Raw genomic sequence first — 19002 nt, forward strand, 5'->3', positions numbered from 1 at the left:
GGGGCGCCAAGGATGTGGCAAAACAACAACAAACAAAAACCACCAAACACACTATTGAGTTCTCAAACAACACGCCCCACCCGGACGCGCAGTCAACCCGCGGCTAAAAGCCGCGCATCGGCCGTGCGGACAAGTGAAACGCCCCCGGAATCGCTTTGCGAATCTCTGCGGGTCCCGCGGGCTTGTCGCGCTGACCGGGTCTGGCCTGGTCGCTGCGACGTGGATTAAGTTACGCGAGGTGAAACTGGGAGTCAAATCCGCTGCTAGAAGCGGTATCTCGGCCGGTTCAAGATCAACTTCCGCCGGCCCGGGCCCCCGGCAACACCACGGCTAGACCCGCCCTAGACCTTCTCCACCCCGGCCACGTTTCGCTTGCCGCGGCGCAGCACCAACCACCGACCGTGCAGGAAATCCTGCGCCTGCGGCGCCCATTCCTCGCTGTCGACGCGAACATTGTTCACCGACACGCCCCCCTCGCCGATGGTGCGACGGGCCGCGCCCCGGCTCGCCGAGAGCCCGGTGGAGACCAATAGATCGACGATCCCGTCGGGAGCTCCTGGCTCCAGCTGCGCCACCGACGTCTCCTGCAGGGCCGCGCCCAGGGTCGATTCGTCCAGCCGCGTCAGCTCACCGCGGCCGAACAACGCCTGACTGGCCAGCTCGACGGCCTCGGTGGCCGCCGCCCCGTGCACCAGGGTGGTGAACTCGCGCGCCAGCCGGCGCTGGGCCACCCGCTCGTGCGGGCGCTCGGACGTCGCCTGCTCCAGCTCCCCCAGCTCATCGGCGGACAAGAAGGTGAACCAGCGCAGGTAACGGATCACATCGGCGTCGGCGGTGTTGAAGAAGTACTGGTACCAGGCATACGGGCTGGTCATCTCCGGATCCAGCCACAGGCTGCCGCCGCCGGTGGACTTGCCGAACTTGCTGCCGTCGGCGGCGGTCACCAGCGGGACGGTCAGCGCGTGCACGGTGGCGCCGAGCTTCTGGCGCACCAGCCGGACGCCGGCGATGATGTTGCCCCACTGGTCGGAGCCGCCGATCTGCAGCGAGCAGCCGTACCGCTGGTGCAGCTGCACATAGTCATTGGCCTGCAGCAGCATGTAGCTGAACTCGGTGTAGGAGATGCCCTCCTCGAGGCGGCGCCGGATGGTGTCGCGGTCGAGCATCACGTTGACCGAGAAGTACTTGCCGACATCCCGCAGGAACTCCACCGCCGACAGCGGCGCGGTCCAGTCCAGGTTGTTCACCACCAACGCGCCGGTGGGGCTGTCGTCAAAATCGACGAACCGCTCCAGCTGCCCGCGGATCCGCTCGGACCACTCGGCCACGGTGTCAGCGGTGTTCAAGGTACGTTCGCCGCTCTCGCGGGGATCGCCGATCAGCCCGGTGGCCCCGCCGGCGAGCACGATGGGCCGGTGCCCGGCCCGCTGGAAGCGCCGCAACGCCAGCAACGGCACCAGGTTTCCGGCGTGCAGGCTGGGCGCGGTCGGGTCGAATCCGGCATAGACGGTGATCGGCCCCCGCGTCACCTCGGCGGTCAAGGCGTCCGGGTCGGTGGATTGGGCGATCAGCCCGCGCCAGCTCAGCTCGTCGAGAATCGTGGTCGGCATGGGGTCGATTTTCCCGGATCAGTCGCTGGCGCCGGGCGCCGGTGCCCGCGGGCTGCGTCGGTAGGCCGATACTTCGGGCCGGCCGGGCACCCAAAGCCGCCACGGCCGGTCGGCGGCCTGGCTGACCCCCACCCGCGGGCCGGCCTGCGCGGCCAGCGGCGCACCGAGCTGCAGGCGCACCGGGCTGCGCGCGTCGAACAGGTCGATCCCGTTGTCCTCCATGGTGATTCCCAGGGCAGCGCAGAGATTGCCTGGACCGCGGGCCAACCCGGTGCTGGGCACCGCTTCGCCGCGACGGGCTCGGGCCACCGCGGCTCCCGCATCGATGGCCGCGGCCCGCAGCAGCACCGCCGACGCCGTCCCGTCCGGGCCACAGGCCACGTTGGCGCAGACGTGCATGCCGTAGCTGCGGTAGGTGTAGAGGCGCCCGGGTGGGCCGAACATCACCGTGTTGCGCCCGGTGGGGCCGCGATAGGAATGCGCCGCCCGGTCCGGCCAGGGCCCATCCGGCACGCCGCCGTAGGCCTCCACTTCGACGATCGTCGCGCGCACCCCGCGAGCGTCAAGGGTGGCGCCGAGCAGCAGGCGGGCGGCCGCCAGCGGATCCACCGCAAGCCGGGCAGCACTCACGCCGGAGATTGTGCCGGACCCTTGACAGCGCGCCGCCACCGGCAGAGTATTCAACGCATGATGATTTCATCGCCTGATGAATTATCCGGGCGTGGCGCCGCCCCAGCCGTCGCCATCACGCATCTGCGGGTGGTGCGCGGCAAGCGACCGGTCCTGCACGATTTGTCGGTGCACATCGCCCGCGGCGCGATCACCGGCCTGCTCGGCCCGTCCGGCTGCGGCAAGACCACCTTGATGCGCTGCATCGTGGGCACCCAGGTCATCACCGGCGGGCAGGTCGAGGTGCTGGGTGGCCCGGCCGGCTCGCCGCCGCTGCGCCACCGGGTCGGCTACATGCCCCAGCAGCCGACGATCTACGACGACCTGCGGGTGATCGACAACGTGCGGTACTTCGCGGCGCTGGCCGGGGTCGACAGCCAGGCCGCTGACGAGGCGGTCGACGCGGTGGATCTGCAGCGGCACCGGGGCGACTACTGCGCAAACCTGTCCGGCGGCCAGCGTGCCCGGGTCTCACTGGCCTGCGCGCTGGTCGGCCGGCCCGAGCTGCTGGTGCTCGACGAACCGACGATCGGTTTGGACCCGGTGCTGCGCGCGGAGCTCTGGCACCAGTTTCAGACGCTGGCCCGGCGCGGCACCACGCTGCTGGTCTCCAGTCATGTGATGGACGAGGCCGACCACTGCGGCGATCTGCTGCTGATGCGCGAGGGCAGGCTGCTGGCGCGCACCTCACCGAGACGACTGCGAGAGGAGACCGGATGTACGTCAATGGAGGAAGCGTTCCTGTCCGTCATCCGGCGCACCACCGCGCCCCGAGCCGGCTGACCGGGCCACTGCAGCTGCGGCCGTTCCTGGCGACCACCCAGCGGATCCTGCGGCAACTGGCCGGTGATCACCGCAGCGTCGCGATGGTCCTGCTGCTGCCCAGCCTGGTCATCACGCTGATCTACTTCATGTTCTCGGGCGCCACGCCCCCGCCCGGCACGCCGTCGCCGTTCAATGTCGCCTGTCTGATCCTGCTGGGGCTGTTCCCGCTGTTTTTGATGTTCGTCATCACCGCGATCACGATGCAACGTGAACGCGCGTCGGGAACGCTGGAGCGCATCCTCACCACCCCGCTGCGGCGGCTCGATCTGCTGGCCGCCTACGGGACGGCGTTCTCGATCGCCGCGGCCGCCCAGGCCAGCCTGGCGTGCGTGGTCGCGTTCTGGCTCCTGGGTTTCCAGACCCTGGGCAGCCCGGCGTGGGTGTTTGTGATCGCGATCGTCAACGCGGTGCTGGGCGTCGGGTTGGGCCTGCTGTGCAGCGCCTTCGCCCGCACCGAATTCCAAGCGGTGCAGTTTATTCCGCTCGTTATGGTGCCGCAGCTGCTGCTGGCCGGGATCATCGTGCCGCGCGCGGCGATGCCCGAATGGCTGCAGTGGATCAGCAATGCGATGCCGGCCAGCTATGCCCTCGAAGCGCTGCAGCAGGTGGGTGTTCATCCGGAGCTGACCGGGGTCGCGGTGCGCGACATCGTCATCGTGCTGGCGTTCGCGGTCGCCGCATTGGGCCTGGCGGCGGTGACACTGCGACGACGCACGGCATGATGTCCACCGAGCCCACCAGCCGCCGGCCGGGCCGCCCCTCCGGTGCCTCCGACACCCGGGACCGGATTCTGGGTTCTGCGCGGGAACTATTCGCCCGCAACGGTTTCGGGAACACGTCGATCCGGGCGGTGGCCGCCGATGCTGGTGTCGACGCCGCACTGGTGCACCATTACTTCGGCACCAAACAGCAGCTGTTCGCCGCCGCCACCGAGCTGCCGGTCGACCCGATGGTGGTGCTGGGGCCGTTGCGGGAAACCCCCGTCGATCGGCTCGGCCACGTCTTGCCGGAGCTGCTGCTGCCGCTGTGGGATTCCCAGGCCGGGACCGGGCTGATCGCGGCGTTGCGCTCGCTGCTCACTGGAACCGAAGTGCCGCTGGCTCGTTCGTTCTTCCGCGACATCGTCGTCGCCGAGCTTGCCCAACGGGTCGACGACCCGGCAGGAACCGGCGTACTGCGCGCCGAATTCGCCGCGAGCCAACTGATGGGCGTCGTGGTCGTCCGCTACATCATCGGCCTGGAACCGCTGGCCTCGCTGCCGCACGAGCAGATCGTGGCGATGATCGCCCCAACCCTGCAGCGTTATCTCACCGGGGATCTGCCGCAGGCCCCTGGGCGATGAGGCGGGCATGCTCGTCGTCGTCGACCGCGTCGGCCTCGTCGACCAGCAGCACCGGAATGCCGTCCTCGATCCGGTAGGCGCGGCGCAGGCGCGGGTTATAGAGCGCGCTGGCACCGGAACGCTGCACCAGCTGCAGTGGACCGCGGTCGGCGGGGCAGACCAGGATGGCGAGCAGCTCGGCGTCGATCACTGCTGGCCCCCGGCCAGTTCGGCGCGCACCGCGGCGGTCAACCGCTTGAACTGCTGGGTGCCGGCATCGAAGTACCAGGCGTGGCGCCCCGCCTTGGGCAGCCCCTTCTCGCGCAGCTCACCCAGCGTCGGACGGTAGACCGCGCTCAGCGGCAGATCCGGTACGACATGGATGACGTCGGGTCCGGCGCCGACGGGCATCTCGGCCACCGCCTCGCTGAGGTCCGCGGCGGTGATGGTCGCCCCCGGCCGTACCGTCATCGCCGACACGACAAGGTCGGGAGCACCCGGCGAACCGGCCGGCACCCGATAGGTCACCGCCAGATCGATGCCGTTGACGGCGCCGAGCGCGTCGGTGATCACCACCGGGTAGGCCGTCCCTCGGGGGGTGTGGATGCTCGAGCCGCGCCCACCGGCCAGCCAGTAGTCGCCGTCGGCGTCCCGCCGGAACAGGTATTCGGTGGAGATCCAGGTGTCGGCCGGGGCGAACACCCCGCGCTTGACCGAGGCGGACGGGTCGATCGGGCCGCGCGGCTTGGCCAACAGCACCCCGACCTCATCGGTCTCGGCGACGCGCACAAAGCCGCGGTCGCCCTCCAGGATCAGGTCGTGTTCGGGGTCGTAGGCGGCCAATTCCACCTCCACCGCGCCGGGCAGCGGGCGGCCCTTGCTGCCGACCTTGGCGCCGGAGACGTTGGCCAGCACGGCCTGACCGTCGGTGGTCGCGAAGAACTCGACGACATGGGCCGGCGCGAACGCCTCGGTGACCCGATGCCACAGGCCGACCGGCATACCGGAACCGATGAACAACCGCACCGGGTGGTTGCCCTGCAGCACGAAATTCGGGTCGTCGATGACCTCGCGCAGCATCGCCCAGGTGTAGGACACCACGCTGACACCGTACTGGCGCACCTCGGCGACGAACCGGTCCGGGTTCAACCCGCGGGACAGCGCGATGCGCGCCCCACCCACCACCGCACCGCCCAGGCTGACCAGCAGACCGGACTCGTGGTGCAGCGGCGTCAGGCAGTACAGCGTGTCGTTGGCTCCCAGCGCTGCTGTCGACGCGGTGCCGAATGCCGAGAGCGCCCAGCGGTAGTTGGTGATCTGCTTGGCCACCAGCTCGCCGGCCACGGTGCCGAAGGCGACGAACGCCAGGTCGCGGGCGAAGCCGGGGTTGGGCCGGTACCAGCCGGGCAGCTCCACGGCGTCGGGGTCGATCTGTTCCATGTCGACGACGTCGACGTCGGCGGGCAGATCCAGGTCGCGGGCCTCACCACCGCCGAGCACCAGTAGCTGGCAATCCAGTTCGCGGGCCGCCGCCAACGCCAGGTCGAGATTGCCCGGGTCGGTGATGATTTCGGAGGTGCCGCCCAGGCGTGCGGCCGCGGCCAGATCCCCGTCCGGGGGCATCAGCACGGCGACCGCACCCAGTCGCGACAATGCCGCGATCGCCACCATGGCGCTGGGCCGGGTGTCCATCAGCACGCCGACGTGCACGCCTTGGCGCACGCCGACGTCGATCAGCCCGCGGACGACGTTGTCGATCCGTTTGTTGACCGCCTCGTAGGTGTGCACCCGCCCGTCGAACAGCAGGAATTCGCCGTTCGGGGAGTCGGCTGCCTGTTCATCGATGATGCGGCCCAAGGAGATTCGGGTGTGGTCGTTGATCTGCCCCAATCGGGCCAGCCGGGGCAGGGTGCGGGCGGTCTCGACCGCCATGGTGCGCATCGACTTCTGCGCCGCCACCACGGCATCTGCGGCACCCCGCGCCAACGTGAGCGCCACACCGGAGGCCTCCCCCAGCCCGTGCGCGATGCGCGAGGTCATCGCGACACCGCCCTTGGTGTGTTCGGAGGTCTGATCGGCCATCAGCGCCACGCCGGCCGGTTGTGGCCCCTGCCCCTCCTGCCACAGCACCCAGTCGGCGACCGTCGGCCACGTCAGTTCGGCGGCCTTGGATCCCACCACCAGACCGAAATGCCCGGCCCGCAAGAGGTATTCGAACACCTTCGCGTTGGGGGCGGCGCGGCGGATACCGCGGACTGCGGCCGGCTGGCCGATATCGTCGACCTCGCCGACAAAGGCCAGCACCGGGCAGGTGATGTCGGTCAGGGTGACCAGTTGCCCGTTGATCGCGAAGCCACCGGTCATCATCCGGTTGTGCGCGATGAACTGCTTGAGCAGTTCGGAGATCGCTGGGCCCGACCAGGCGATCCAGCCCTCCGACTCCAGGAACCGCCGCTGCGCCTCGCGCGGCAGCAGGGCCTCCCGGTCGTGCAGCTGGCGCAGGAAGTCCATCCGGGCTTTGGCGGTCTTGAGCGGGTCCATCATCTGGAAGCCGAGGCGCGCCTGCCATCCCGAGATGTCCAGCCGGTTGAAGACGTGGTCGGCCATGAAGGACGCCACACCGGAGGCGATGTTGGGGGGCACGCCCATCGGCAGCGCGGCCAGCGTGTCGACCGGGGAGCCGAACGCGATGATGCTGGCGATGCTCTTCGAATGCCGGTAGGCCCCGGCCTGATAGGCGAACATGCCGCCCTGGGAGTAGCCGGCCAGGTGCACGTCACGTCCGGTCGTCTCGGCGACGGTGTCGATCGCCTGGCTCAGGCCGACGATATGGTCGGCCAGATTGCGGCGCATGCCGCCCTCGACCTCATCAGGTGAGCCGAAGTCGATCACCCAGGGATCCACTCCGGCCGCATGCAGGATGCCGACCGCGCCGTCCTCGCGGGTGACGTCCCACATGTTCGCCGACATCATCATCGGATGCACCAGCAGCACCGGCGCGCCGGGCTGGGGCTGGCCGGGACGATTGTCGGGAGGAAAGTAGCGCCGCAGCTTGTACATCGGTGTGCTCTCGACGATCTGGAACGGCGAGGGGACGGTGCCGGTCTCCAGGCCGCCCCAGCGCAGCACCTCCAGACCGTTCTGCGCGGTGGCCATCAGCCACTCGACCGGCCGGGTGATGGCCGACAGATTCAGATCCACGCTGCTCCCCTACGTCGCGCCCGATCGTCAATGACGTGCACATTCTGGCACATCAGCAACGTCCGTCCGGACCGTTCAACCGCGGCCAGTAGCCTTTGCGCAGTGGCACACCTGCTCGGAGCTGAGGCCCTTCACCTGCAGTACCCCACCGGTGTGGTGCTCGACTCAGTCACCCTGGGGGTGAATGACGGCGCCCGCATCGGCATCGTGGGCCGCAACGGGGACGGCAAATCCTCGCTGCTGCGGCTGCTTGCCGGTGCTATGACACCGGATTCCGGCCGGGTCACTCGCCGCACCGGTCTGCAGGTCGGTTTGCTGGACCAGGCCGACACCCTCGACCCGGACCGCACTCTCGGGGTGACGTTGGTCGGCGAGCAGGCCGATCACGAGTGGGCGTCGAACCCGCGGATTCGTGACGTGGTCGATGGACTGGTCTCCGACATCGCGTGGGACGCGCCTGTTGCCGGGCTCTCCGGCGGGCAGCGTCGCCGGGTCCAGCTGGCCGCGCTGCTGGTCGGCGAATGGGACGTGATCGCCCTGGACGAGCCGACCAACCACCTCGACGTGGAGGGGATCACCTGGCTGGCGGGCCATCTGCAGCAGCGCTGGGCGCGCAACACCGGTGGCCTGCTGGTGGTCACCCACGACCGCTGGTTTCTCGACGAGGTGGCCACCACCACGTGGGAGGTGCACGACCGCATCGTGGAGCCGTTTCAGGGCGGCTACGCAGCCTACGTGCTGCAGCGAGTGGAGCGCGACCGGATGGCCGCGGCCAGTGAAGCCAAGCGGCAGAACATATTACGCAAGGAGCTGGCCTGGCTGCGCCGTGGCGCACCGGCCCGCACCTCCAAGCCGAAGTTCCGCATCGAGGCGGCCAACGCGCTGATCGCCGACGTGCCGCCCCTGCGCAACGAGGTCGAGCTGGTGAAGCTGGCGACGGCCAGGTTGGGCAAGGACGTCATCGACCTGCTCGACGTCTCGGTCTCCTTCGATGGCCGCGACGTGCTGCGCGACATCGAGTGGCGGATCGGCCCGGGTGAGCGCACCGGGATCGTCGGCGCCAACGGCGCGGGGAAGTCCACGCTGCTCGGGTTGATCGCCGGGACGGTGGCGCCGGACAGCGGGCGGGTCAAGCGCGGCAAGACCGTGCGGCTGGGCATGCTCGATCAGCAGTCCGCGGAGTTGGGGCCCCTCGCCGGAGATCGGGTGGCCGACGTGCTGGGCCGGCTGCGCAACGACTATCAGGTCGACGGCCGCGAGATGACCCCGGCTCAGCTGCTGGAGCGGCTCGGGTTCGGGCGCGCGCAGCTGTCGGCTCGGGTGGGTGAGCTCTCCGGGGGTCAGCGCCGCCGGCTGCAGTTGATGCTCACGCTGCTGGCCGAGCCGAACGTGCTGGTGCTCGACGAGCCGACCAACGACGTCGACACCGACATGCTGACTGCCACCGAGGACCTGCTGGACTCCTGGCCGGGCACGTTGATCGTCGTCTCTCATGACCGGTATCTGCTGGAGCGGGTCACCGATCAGCAGTACGCGATTCTGGACGGCCGGCTGCGGCATCTGCCCGGCGGTGTCGACGAATACCTGCGGCTGGCCGCTGAGGCGCGCCGGGCACCGGCGCCGCGGCCGGCCGCTGGCTCCGAGCCGGCTGGTTCGCAGGCGCTGTCGGGCGCGGAATTGCGTGCCGCGCAGAAGGATCTGGCCGCCGTGGAGCGCCGGCTGGCGCGGCTGGCCGAACAGATCGAGGCCAAGCACCACGAGCTCGCCGCTTTCGACCAGTCCGATCACGTGGGCCTGGCGACGCTCACGCGGGAGCTGCGCGCGTTGGAGGACGAGGTGTCCTCTCAGGAGGGCCGCTGGCTGGAGCTCTCGGAGATCATCGAATAGCACTGGCGTCACGCGGGTCTCATTAGCACCCTGGCGGGACCATGTGGGTGTTGCCGAATCGGATAGCGCCCGCGCTATCGCGCGGCACGCCGCGCTACCGTGATAGCGCCGGCGCTATCGTTTTCCGATCTTGCACTACCCTGCGGTGACGGTGCCAATGTGGCACGCGTGACCACGGTCTGGTCAGCGCCGCTCGAAGTGCTGGTAGTCCACCGGCGACGTCCACTCCCCGCCCCAGCGCCAGCCGGCGTCGGTGAATGCGCGCACCGCCGGGTCGCCGGGGTGCAGCAGGCCCGGCTCGATCCGGTGGCGGTCCAGATAGACGCCCGCGTTCGTCGGTTCGAACCCACCGCGGTCGACCGACGGGTTCAGCAGCGGGTTGATGTCGATGGCGCGGCCGTAGGCGTGCTGCGCCCAGTTACCGGAACCGGGGATGCGCCGGCAGTTGAACGCCGACGTGTTGTTGTCCTCCATCGACAGTTCGTCGTCGCCGCCGCGGTAGTGGTTGACCGTCCGCATCTTCTCGATCGGGAAGTCCAGCCGGTACAGCCGCTCGAAGATCGCGATGACCTGGCGAACCAGTTCCTGGTGCACGATCAGCTCGCCACGGTGCGGTCGGGCGTCGAAGCCGAGGTGGGTCACGGTGACGCGCCGCAGTTGCGCGGGGTCGACCGGGCAGCCGGGGTGCCAGGTGGCGCCGAGGTCGGCGGCCGTGACGGCGCTGACAGTGGCGGCCGCCGGTCGAGGGTCGGTGGACGGCGCGGCCGGCGGGGGCGCGCCGGTGCATTGCGGCAACAGCCCGCACACCGCGACCGCCCACAACAGGCGGATGCTTAGCCGTCGAGCCACTGCCGCTGCCGCGCAGCGCGTTCGGCGAGGCCAGCCAGCTGATCGGCGACCCGTGCCGGTGCCGTGCCCCCGCGGGCGTCGCGGGAGGCCACCGACCCCTCGACGGTGAGCACCTCGCGCACCTGCGGGGTCAGGTCGGCGCTGATGTCGGCCAGCTCGGCGTCGGTGAGCTCGTCGAGGCCGACGCCGCGCTGCTCGGCGGCCCGCACCGCCGCACCCGCCGCTTCGTGGGCAACCCGGAACGGAACGCCTTGCCGCACCAGCCATTCGGCGATGTCGGTGGCCAGCGTGTAGCCGGCCGGTGCCAGCGCGGCCATCCGCTCGGTGTCGAAACGCAGGGTACCGACCAGCCCGGCCATCGCCGGCAGCAGCAGTTCCAGTTGAGCCGCCGAATCGAACACCGGCTCCTTGTCCTCTTGCAGGTCCCGGTTGTAGGCCAGCGGCTGGGCTTTCAGCGTCGCCAGCAGGCCGGTCAGGTTGCCGATCAGCCGGCCGGACTTGCCGCGGGCCAGTTCGGCGATGTCCGGGTTCTTCTTCTGCGGCATGATCGAACTACCGGTCGACCAGGAGTCGTGCAGCACGGCGTAGCCGAACTCCGTTGAGCTCCACAAGATGATGTCTTCGGCCAGCCGGGACAGGTCGACAGCGATCATCGCGAACACGAATGCCGCCTCGGCGGCGAAATCGCGGGCGGCGGTGGCGTCGATCGAGTTGTCCGCGGCCGCGGTGAAGCCGAGTTCGGCTGCGATCGCATCCGGGTTCAGACCCAGCGACGAGCCGGCCAGCGCCCCCGAGCCGTACGGCGACACCGCGGCGCGAGCATCGAAGTCGATGATGCGGTCCACATCGCGCAGCAGCGGGTGAGCGTGGGCCAGCAGGTGGTGCGCCAGCAGCACCGGCTGAGCGGACTGCAGGTGCGTCTTGCCGGGCATGATGGCGCCGGGGTGCGCAGCCGCCTGGTGAGCCAGCGCGTCGACCACGTCGAGTACGCCGGCCGCCACGCGCCGGACCGCGTCGCGCAGCCACATTCGAAACAGCGTGGCCACCTGGTCGTTTCGCGACCGTCCGGCCCGCAGCCTGCCGCCCAGGTCGGCGCCGACCCGGTCGATCAGGCCGCGTTCCAGGGCACCGTGCACGTCCTCGTCGGTGACCAGCGGCCCGAAGCTGCCGTCGGCGACGTCGGCGCCGAGGCTGTCCAGGCCGGCCAGCAGGCCGTCGCGCTGTTCATCGGTGAGCAGCCCGGCATCGTGGAGCACCTTCGCGTGCGCCTTGGAAGCGGCGACGTCGTAGGGGGCCAGCACCCAGTCGAAGTGGGTGGATTTGCTCAGCGCGGCCAGTGCGTCGGACGGGCCTTCGGCGAACCGCCCACCCCAGAGTGATCCTTCGTTGGTGCTCATGCGCTACCGGCCTGTGCCGACTCGGAATTCCACGACGCGGTATCGGCGTGTTGCGTCGCCAGATTCCGACTCGCGGTGGTGGAGGGTGAGCTCACGAGCCCAGGTCCCGGCGGGCGGAGATCTTCGAACTCAACCCGTGGATCTCGACGAAGCCGCGGGCGGCGCTCTGGTCGAAGGTGTCGCCCTCGTCGTAGGTGGCCAGGTTGAAGTCGTAGAGCGACTCCGCGCTGCGGCGGCCGTTCACCGCGATGTGCCCGCCGTGCAGCACCAGCCGCACCTCACCGGACACGTGCTGCTGGGTGTGCGCCACAAACGACTCCAGGGCCGACTTCAGCGGCGAGTACCACAGCCCGTCGTACACCAGCTCGGCCCACTTCTGATCGGTGTGCCGCTTGAACCGGCCCAGCTCACGCTCCAAGGTGACGTGCTCGAGTTCGGTGTGCGCGGTGATCAGCACCATCGCACCGGGTGCCTCGTAGATCTCGCGGCTCTTGATGCCCACCAGCCGGTCCTCGACCACGTCGAGCCGTCCCACGCCCTGGGCGCCGGCCCGCCGGTTGAGCTCCACGATGGCCTCCAGCACGCTGACTTTGCGGCCGTCGATCGAGACCGGGACCCCACGCTCGAAACCGATGATCACCTCGTCGGGGGTGTTCCAGTTGACCGTCGGGTCCTCGGTGTAGTCGTAGACGTCTTTGGTCGGCGCATTCCACAGGTGCTCCAGGAACCCGGTCTCCACCGCCCGGCCCCACACGTTCTGGTCGATGGAGAACGGCGAGCGCTTGGTGACGTTGATCGGGATGTCGTTCTCCTCGGCGAACGCGATCGCCTTCTCCCGGGTCCAGGCGTAGTCGCGAACCGGGGCCAGCACCTTGAGATCCGGTGCCAGCGAGGCGAATCCGACCTCGAAGCGAACCTGGTCATTGCCCTTGCCGGTGCAGCCATGCGCGACGGTGCCGCCGCCGTGTTCCCGGGCCGCGGCCACCAGGTGCTTGACGATCAGCGGCCGGCTGATCGCCGACACCAGCGGGTAGCGGTCCATGTAGAGCGCATTGGACTGAATGGTGGGCAGGCAGTAGCCCTCGGCGAACTCGTCGCGGGCGTCGACCACGACAGCCTCGACGGCCCCGCAGTCCAGGGCCCGCTGCCGCACCACCTCCATGTCCTCGCCGCCCTGGCCGAGGTCGATGGCGACGGCGACGACTTCGCGCCCGGTTTCCTTGCCGATCCAGCTGATCGCCACCGAGGTGTCCAGGCCACCGGAATACGCCAGGATGACGCGTTCGGACATCGAGTTCTCCTTGCTCTGTCTTTCTAAGTGCTACTGGTCTTACTGCAGGTCTTTGAGGGTGGCGGCGAGCTCTGCGCCGGTCATCGGCTCGCGCGCTGCCACGAAGATGGTGTCATCCCCGGCGATGGTGCCGACGACGTACGGTAGCGCGGCCCGATCGATCGCGCTGGCCAGGTAGTCCGCCGCGCCGGGCGGGGTGCGCAACACGGCGAGGTTGCCGGTGGCGTCGGTGGAGACCAGCAGCTCCCCCAGCAGCCGGGACAGCCGGTCGGTGCCGCCGGACACCCCGCGCACCGGGCTGCCGTCCTCGGGCACCACGTACACCCCGGCGCCCCCGTCGACGCCGCGCAGCTTCACCGCGCCGAGTTCCTCGAGGTCGCGCGACAGCGTGGCCTGGGTGACCTCGATACCGTCGGCGGCGAGCAGCGCGGCGAGCTCGGTCTGGCTGCGCACCGACTCCGAGGACAGCACCTCGACGATGCGGGCCTGTCGGCCTACCCGGGTGACGGGGCTCTCCGGTCGGCTCATCGTGATCGTTCCAGCAACCACACCAACAGCGCCTTTTGGGCGTGCAACCGGTTCTCCGCCTCGTCCCACACTGCGCTGCGCGGCCCGTCGATCACCGCGTCGGTGATCTCGTCGCCGCGATGCGCCGGAAGGCAGTGCAGCACAGTGACTTCCGAGTCCGCGAGCGCGACGAGTTCGTCGTTGATCTGATAGGGCCGAAACGGTGCGACGCGGTCCAGCCCGTCGTCCTCCTGGCCCATCGAGGTCCAGGTGTCGGTGACCAGCACATCGGCGCCACCCGCCGCCTTGGCCGCATCGGTGGTGACGGTGACCGAGGCGCCGGTCTCGGCGGCGCGCGCTTCGGCGGCGGCGACGACGGCCGGGTCGGGGGTGAATCCGTCCGGTGCGGCGACGGTGACGTGCACCCCGGCGGTGACGCCGCCGAGCATCAGAGAGTGCGCCATGTTGTTGGCGCCGTCACCGAGGTAGGTCAGCTTCAGGCCGTTGAGGGCGCCTTTGCGTTCGGCGATGGTCTGCAGGTCGGCCAGCACCTGGCAGGGGTGGAACGCGTCGGAGAGCGCGTTGACGATAGGAACGCCTGCCGTGCTGGCCATCGCAGCCAGCCGATCCTGGCCGAAGGTGCGCCACACGATCGCCTCGACGTAGCGTGACAGCACCCGCCCGGTGTCCTCCAGCGTTTCGTCGCGGCCCAGCTGGGTGGAGCGGCCGTCGACGACGACGGCGTGCCCGCCCAGTTGGGCAATGCCGACCTCGAAGGAGAACCGGGTGCGGGTGGAGTTCTTGTCGAAGATCACCGCGACCCCGCGCGGACCCTCCAACGGTCGGCGACTGAACGGAGCTGCCTTCAACTCTGCTGCTAGAGCAAGGATTTCGGCCTGCTCGGCCGGGGTGACGTCGTCGTCGCGCAGGAAATGACGGATCATTTCGCGGCCTCCTGTGCGGTGTCCAGCACGCCGGGCAGGGCGGTGAGGAAACCGTCGATCTGCTCTTCGGTGATGATCAGCGGCGGGGCCAGCCGCACCACGTCGGGTGCGGCGGCGTTGACCAGAAATCCGGCGTCGCGGGCGGCGGCTTCAATGGCTTTGGCGCTCGGCGCCGTCAGCACCACGCCCTGCAGCAGGCCCTTGCCACGCACGTGGTCGACCAGCGGATGGTGCAGTTCCTCGATGCCGTGGCTCAGGGTCTTGCCGAGCATCCCCGCCCGGGCGATCAGGTCGCCGTCGGCGAGCGCCTTGAGCACTCCCAAGGCGGCCGCGGTGCAGACCGGGTTGCCACCGAACGTGCTGCCGTGGCTGCCCGGGGTCAGCAGGTCACCGGCCGCCCCGACGGCCACACAGGCCCCGATCGGCAGGCCACCGCCGAGCCCCTTGGCCAGGGTGACGATGTCCGGGGTGATGCCGTCATGCTGGTGGGCGTAGAACGCCCCGGTGCGCCCGACGCCGGTCTGCACCTCGTCGAACACCAGCAGTGCCCCGTGGGCGGCGGTGATCCCCCGCGCCTCGGCCAGGTAGCCGGCGGGCGGCACGACGACGCCGCCCTCCCCCATGATCGGTTCCAGGAAGACCGCGGCGGTAGCCGAATCCACTGCGTCGGCAAGCGCTTTGGTGTCCCCGTAGGGCACATGGGTGATCTCGCCCGGCAGCGGCTCGAACGGCGCCCGCTTGTCGGGCTGGCCGGTCAACGCCAGCGAGCCCATGGTGCGGCCGTGGAACCCGCCTTGGGCGGCAACGATCTTCGCCTTCCCGGTGAGCCGGGTGATCTTGAAGGCCGCCTCGTTGGCCTCGGCTCCGGAGTTGCAGAAGAAGACCCGTGCCGGGGCGCCCAGATGGTCCACCAGAGCCTCGGCCAGCGCGATGCCCGGCTCGGTGGCATAAAGATTCGAGGTGTGCCCCAGGGTGTTCAGCTGGGCGGTGACGGCCTCGATCACCGCCGGGTGCCGGTGGCCGAGCACGTTGACCGCGATGCCGCCGAGCAGATCGAGGTAGCTCTTGCCGGATTCGTCGGTGACCACCGCACCCTCGCCGCTGACCAGCGCCAGCGGCGGCGTGCCGTAGTTGTTCGTCATCACCGCAGACCAGCGGTCTTGCAGGCTCATGGGTTTACCACCTTGGTTCCGGTGCCGGCGTGGGTGAACAACTCGACTAGCACGCAGTGTTCGACCCGGCCGTCGATGATGTGGGCACTGGGCACCCCGCCGCGGACGGCGCGCAGGCAGGCTTCGACTTTGGGAATCATCCCGGATTCCAGTTTGGGCAGCAGCTGCTCCAATGTCGTGGTGTCGATCTCACTGATCAGCGAATCGGTGTCGGGCCAATCGGTGTAGAGGCCCTCGACGTCGGTGAGCATCAGCAGCTTCTCGGCCTGCAGCGCTTCGGCGAGCGCCGCCGCGGCGGTGTCGGCGTTGATGTTGTGCACCACACCGTCAGCGTCCGGGGCCAGCGTGGAGACCACCGGAATCCGGCCCGCGGCAATCAGATCCAATACCGCAGCGGTGTTGACCTCATCGACGTCGCCGACCAGCCCGATATCGGTGGCGACCCCGTCGACGGTGACGCTGCGCCGCACCGCGGTGAACAGCGCGGCGTCCTCGCCGGTGATGCCGACCGCATACGGTCCGTGCGCGTTGATCAGCCCGACGAGTTCACGGCCCACCTGGCCGAACAGCACCATGCGCGCCACGTCGAGCACTTCCGGTGTGGTGACCCGGAATCCGCCCTTGAAGTCGCCGTCGATGCCGAGCCGGGAGAGCATGGCGCTGATCTGCGGCCCGCCGCCGTGCACCACCACCGGCTGGATGCCGCAGTTGAGCAGGAACGCCATGTCGGCGGCGAACGCGTGCTTGAGGACGTCGTCGGTCATCGCGTTGCCGCCGTATTTGACGACGACGATCTTGCCGTGCAGCTGCTTGAGCCAGGGCAGTGCTTCGGCCAGCACCTGGGCCTTGTCGTGTGTGGTGAGTTCGGTCATGAGCTGTACGCGGAGTTCTCTTCGACGTAGGCGTGGGACAGGTCGGTGGTGCGCACGGTGGCGCACCCGGTGCCCTGGTTCAGTTCGACGGTGACTTCCACGTCGGGGCCGGACAGGTCGACTTCGCGCGCGCCCGGCATCGGCATGCCCTCACTGAACACCGGGGAGCCGTTGAAGGACACCGTGATCCGGTCCGGGTCGATCACAAACGGCACCATCCCCACCGCGGCCAGCACCCGGCCCCAGTTGGGGTCGGAACCGAACAGCGCGGTCTTGACCAGACTGTCGCGGGCGATGCACCGGGCGGCAACCAGCGCCTCGTCGTCACCACCGGCGCCGGTAACGGTGATCGCCACCCGCTTGGTGACGCCTTCGGCGTCGGCCTGCAGTTGGGCGCACAGGTCGTCGCAGGCGGCCAGCACCGCGGCGTCGAGATCGTCCTGGCTGGGTGTGATCTCGCTGGCGCCCGACGACAGCAACAACACCGTGTCGTTGGTGGAGCAGCTGCCGTCGATGTCGAGCCGGTCGAAGGTCAACGCGGCGGCCCGGCGCAGCGCCGCATCGAGCGCCGGCGCATCAGCCTTGGCGTCGGTGGTCAGTACCACCAGCATGGTGGCCAGCGACGGTGCCAGCATGCCGGCGCCTTTCGCCATCCCGCCCAGCGTCCAGTTGTCCTTGTGGTGCAACGCAACCTGCTTGGGCACCGTGTCGGTCGTCATGATCGCGCGGGCTGCTTCGTCGCCGCCGACCAGTCCCCCGGCCATCTCCTGCACCACCTCGGTGACGCCGGCCAGCAGCTTGTCCATCGGCAGCCGGTCACCGATCAGGCCGGTGGAGCAGACCGCGACCTCCGCAGCTCCCGTTTCGGTGCCCCAGTGCGATAGCGCCGCGGCGACGGCTTCAGCGGTGGCGTGGGTGTCCTGGAAGCCTCCCGGGCCGGTGCAGGCGTTGGCGCCGCCGGAGTTGAGGATCACCGCCCGCAGCCGGCCGCCTTTGAGCACCTGTTGGCTCCACTGGACCGGCGCCGCCTTGACCTGGTTGTTGGTGAAGACCCCGGCGGCGGTGTAGTCCGGGCCCTCGTTGAAAACCAGCGCCAGGTCCGGCGCCCCGGACGCCTTGATGCCGGCCGCGATTCCAGCCGCGCGGAAGCCTTCCGGCGCGGTGACACCCTGTTCGCGCAGCAGCCGCGTGTCGCTCATGGCGCCACCCCCACGACCGAAAGACCTTCGGATTCCGGCCAGCCCAGGGCCAGGTTCATCGCCTGCACCGCGGCGCCGCCGGTGCCCTTGACCAGGTTGTCGATCGCAGAAATCGCAATGAATGTCGAGGCGTGCTCGTCCACGGCGATCGCCAGGTGTGCGGCGTTGCTGCCGATCACCGACCCGGTTTTGGGCAGCTGGCCCTCGGGGAGCAGGTGCACGAACGGTTCGGCCTGGTAGGCCTTTTCGTAGGCGGCGCGCAGTTTCGGCAGTGGCGTGGTGGTTTTGGCCGTGCAGGTGGCCAGGATCCCCCGCGATGCCGGGATCAGCACCGGGACGAAGGACACCGTGACGTCGCGGTGGGTGACCGCCCGCAGGCCTTGACCGATCTCCGGGGTGTGCCGGTGGGCGCCGCCGATGTTGTACGCGCGCGCCGAGCCGATCACTTCCGAGCCGAGCAGGTCAACCTTGGCGGCCTTGCCGGCGCCGGAGGTGCCGCTGACCGCGACCACGGTGACGTCCGGTTCCACCAGGCCGGCGGCCACGGCCGGGAACAGGGCCAGCAGCGCCGCGGTCGGGTAGCAGCCCGGCACCGCGATGCGCCGGGCGTCCTTGAGCTGATCGCGTACCCCGGGCAGTTCGGGCAGGCCGTAGGGCCAGGTGCCGGCGTGCGCGGAGCCGTAGAAGCGTTCCCAGTCGGTCGGGTCGCCCAGCCGGAAGTCCGCACCGCAGTCGATCACCAGGGTGTCGTCGTCGAGCTGTTCGGCCAGCACGGCCGAATGTCCGTGCGGCAGGCCGAGAAACACGACGTCGTGGCCGGTCAGGACGTCGACCTCGGTCGGTTGCAGCACCCGGCTGGCCAACGGCATCAGGTTGGGGTGCTGCTCGCCGATGGTGCTGCCGGCGTTGCCGGCGGCGGTCAGCGCCCCGATGCTGAGCCGGCCGTCGGCATAGGCGGGATGTCCCAGCAGCAGCCGCAGGATCTCACCGCCGGCGTACCCGCTGGCACCGGCCACCGCCACCTTGATCTCTTTGGTCACCGCGCGATTCTGCATGATTATGCGCGTATATGCAAATTCATTAAACCATGTGCGCCAGCGGACGACGGAGCGCCTCGAAGAGCCGTCGTTGTGCAGAGCCCACGGTAGCCGCCTCGGCCGCGAGATCGGCGACGAGATCCCCAATACCGGCCGATCCGCGGATCGTCGTCGGCGCCCGCGTTGCCGATGAGGGCGCGCCGAAACCCGGGGGTGTCCAG

General features: G+C 69.5%; 17 protein-coding genes. 4 read left to right on the plus strand and 13 right to left on the minus strand.

All coding sequences use genetic code 11. The features are described 5' to 3' along the window. Window positions 1–341: 341 nt before the first annotated feature. A complete protein-coding gene (tyrS, locus tag A5694_RS15075) occupies window positions 342–1610 on the minus strand; it encodes a tyrosine--tRNA ligase (RefSeq protein ID WP_064922628.1) in 1269 nt (422 codons plus the stop codon). An 18-nt stretch (window positions 1611–1628) separates the two neighbouring features. Continuing rightward, on the minus strand, window positions 1629–2240 hold the full coding sequence (locus tag A5694_RS15080) for a DNA-3-methyladenine glycosylase (RefSeq protein ID WP_064922629.1): 612 nt from the start codon (window positions 2238–2240) through the stop codon (window positions 1629–1631). Between the two features lie 57 nt (window positions 2241–2297). Here A5694_RS15080 and A5694_RS15085 point away from each other — a divergent pair, with 57 nt between their 5' ends. The 3 genes from A5694_RS15085 to A5694_RS15095 are packed head-to-tail and all read left to right on the plus strand — an operon-like array spanning window position 2298 to window position 4446. After that, complete coding sequence (locus A5694_RS15085) at window positions 2298–3062, plus strand: ABC transporter ATP-binding protein (RefSeq protein ID WP_064922630.1); 765 nt, start codon at window positions 2298–2300, stop codon at window positions 3060–3062. Next, window positions 2996–3826 carry an ABC transporter permease gene (locus tag A5694_RS15090; protein WP_064922631.1) on the plus strand — a complete coding sequence of 277 codons (831 nt, stop codon included), beginning with the start codon at window positions 2996–2998 and terminating at the stop codon, window positions 3824–3826. Before A5694_RS15085 ends, A5694_RS15090 begins: the two co-directional genes overlap by 67 nt. Continuing rightward, a complete protein-coding gene (locus tag A5694_RS15095; RefSeq protein WP_064922632.1) occupies window positions 3823–4446 on the plus strand; it encodes a TetR family transcriptional regulator in 624 nt (207 codons plus the stop codon). Before A5694_RS15090 ends, A5694_RS15095 begins: the two co-directional genes overlap by 4 nt. Here A5694_RS15095 and A5694_RS15100 read toward each other — a convergent pair. After that, window positions 4412–4636 (minus strand): Trm112 family protein, encoded by a 225-nt coding sequence (locus A5694_RS15100; RefSeq protein WP_064922633.1) that lies wholly within the window; start codon window positions 4634–4636, stop codon window positions 4412–4414. The two genes, A5694_RS15095 and A5694_RS15100, sit on opposite strands and share 35 nt — an antisense overlap. Beyond that, a complete protein-coding gene (locus A5694_RS15105) occupies window positions 4633–7581 on the minus strand; it encodes an acyl-CoA synthetase (protein ID WP_234786514.1) in 2949 nt (982 codons plus the stop codon). The genes A5694_RS15100 and A5694_RS15105 overlap by 4 nt, the downstream gene beginning before the upstream one ends. Before the next feature lie 147 nt (window positions 7582–7728). Here A5694_RS15105 and A5694_RS15110 point away from each other — a divergent pair, with 147 nt between their 5' ends. Next, window positions 7729–9513, plus strand: coding sequence for an ABC-F family ATP-binding cassette domain-containing protein (locus tag A5694_RS15110; protein WP_064922635.1), 1785 nt, complete (start codon window positions 7729–7731; stop codon window positions 9511–9513). A gap of 183 nt (window positions 9514–9696) precedes the next feature. Here A5694_RS15110 and A5694_RS15115 read toward each other — a convergent pair whose 3' ends face one another. The 9 genes from A5694_RS15115 to argC form a co-directional block, all read right to left on the minus strand. Then, window positions 9697–10362, minus strand: coding sequence for a M15 family metallopeptidase (locus A5694_RS15115; RefSeq protein WP_064922636.1), 666 nt, complete (start codon window positions 10360–10362; stop codon window positions 9697–9699). Next, window positions 10347–11759: an argininosuccinate lyase gene (gene argH, locus A5694_RS15120; RefSeq protein ID WP_064922637.1), complete on the minus strand. Its 1413-nt coding sequence runs from the start codon at window positions 11757–11759 to the stop codon at window positions 10347–10349. The genes A5694_RS15115 and argH overlap by 16 nt, the downstream gene beginning before the upstream one ends. A gap of 91 nt (window positions 11760–11850) precedes the next feature. Then, window positions 11851–13050 carry an argininosuccinate synthase gene (locus A5694_RS15125; RefSeq protein ID WP_064922638.1) on the minus strand — a complete coding sequence of 400 codons (1200 nt, stop codon included), beginning with the start codon at window positions 13048–13050 and terminating at the stop codon, window positions 11851–11853. Window positions 13051–13089: 39 nt separating this feature from the next. Beyond that, window positions 13090–13578, minus strand: coding sequence for an arginine repressor (locus tag A5694_RS15130; protein WP_064922639.1), 489 nt, complete (start codon window positions 13576–13578; stop codon window positions 13090–13092). After that, window positions 13575–14501, minus strand: coding sequence for an ornithine carbamoyltransferase (gene argF, locus A5694_RS15135; RefSeq protein WP_064922640.1), 927 nt, complete (start codon window positions 14499–14501; stop codon window positions 13575–13577). Before argF ends, A5694_RS15130 begins: the two co-directional genes overlap by 4 nt. Next, on the minus strand, window positions 14498–15673 hold the full coding sequence (locus tag A5694_RS15140; RefSeq protein ID WP_064922641.1) for an acetylornithine transaminase: 1176 nt from the start codon (window positions 15671–15673) through the stop codon (window positions 14498–14500). Before A5694_RS15140 ends, argF begins: the two co-directional genes overlap by 4 nt. Beyond that, on the minus strand, window positions 15670–16545 hold the full coding sequence (gene argB / locus A5694_RS15145) for an acetylglutamate kinase (RefSeq protein WP_064922642.1): 876 nt from the start codon (window positions 16543–16545) through the stop codon (window positions 15670–15672). The genes A5694_RS15140 and argB overlap by 4 nt, the downstream gene beginning before the upstream one ends. Continuing rightward, a complete protein-coding gene (argJ, locus tag A5694_RS15150) occupies window positions 16542–17744 on the minus strand; it encodes a bifunctional glutamate N-acetyltransferase/amino-acid acetyltransferase ArgJ (RefSeq protein ID WP_064922643.1) in 1203 nt (400 codons plus the stop codon). The genes argB and argJ overlap by 4 nt, the downstream gene beginning before the upstream one ends. After that, window positions 17741–18799, minus strand: coding sequence for an N-acetyl-gamma-glutamyl-phosphate reductase (gene argC, locus A5694_RS15155; RefSeq protein ID WP_064922644.1), 1059 nt, complete (start codon window positions 18797–18799; stop codon window positions 17741–17743). The genes argJ and argC overlap by 4 nt, the downstream gene beginning before the upstream one ends. Window positions 18800–19002 lie beyond the last annotated feature (203 nt).

It is taken from the genome of Mycolicibacter sinensis (assembly GCF_001667945.1).
Classification (GTDB): domain Bacteria; phylum Actinomycetota; class Actinomycetes; order Mycobacteriales; family Mycobacteriaceae; genus Mycobacterium; species Mycobacterium sinense_B.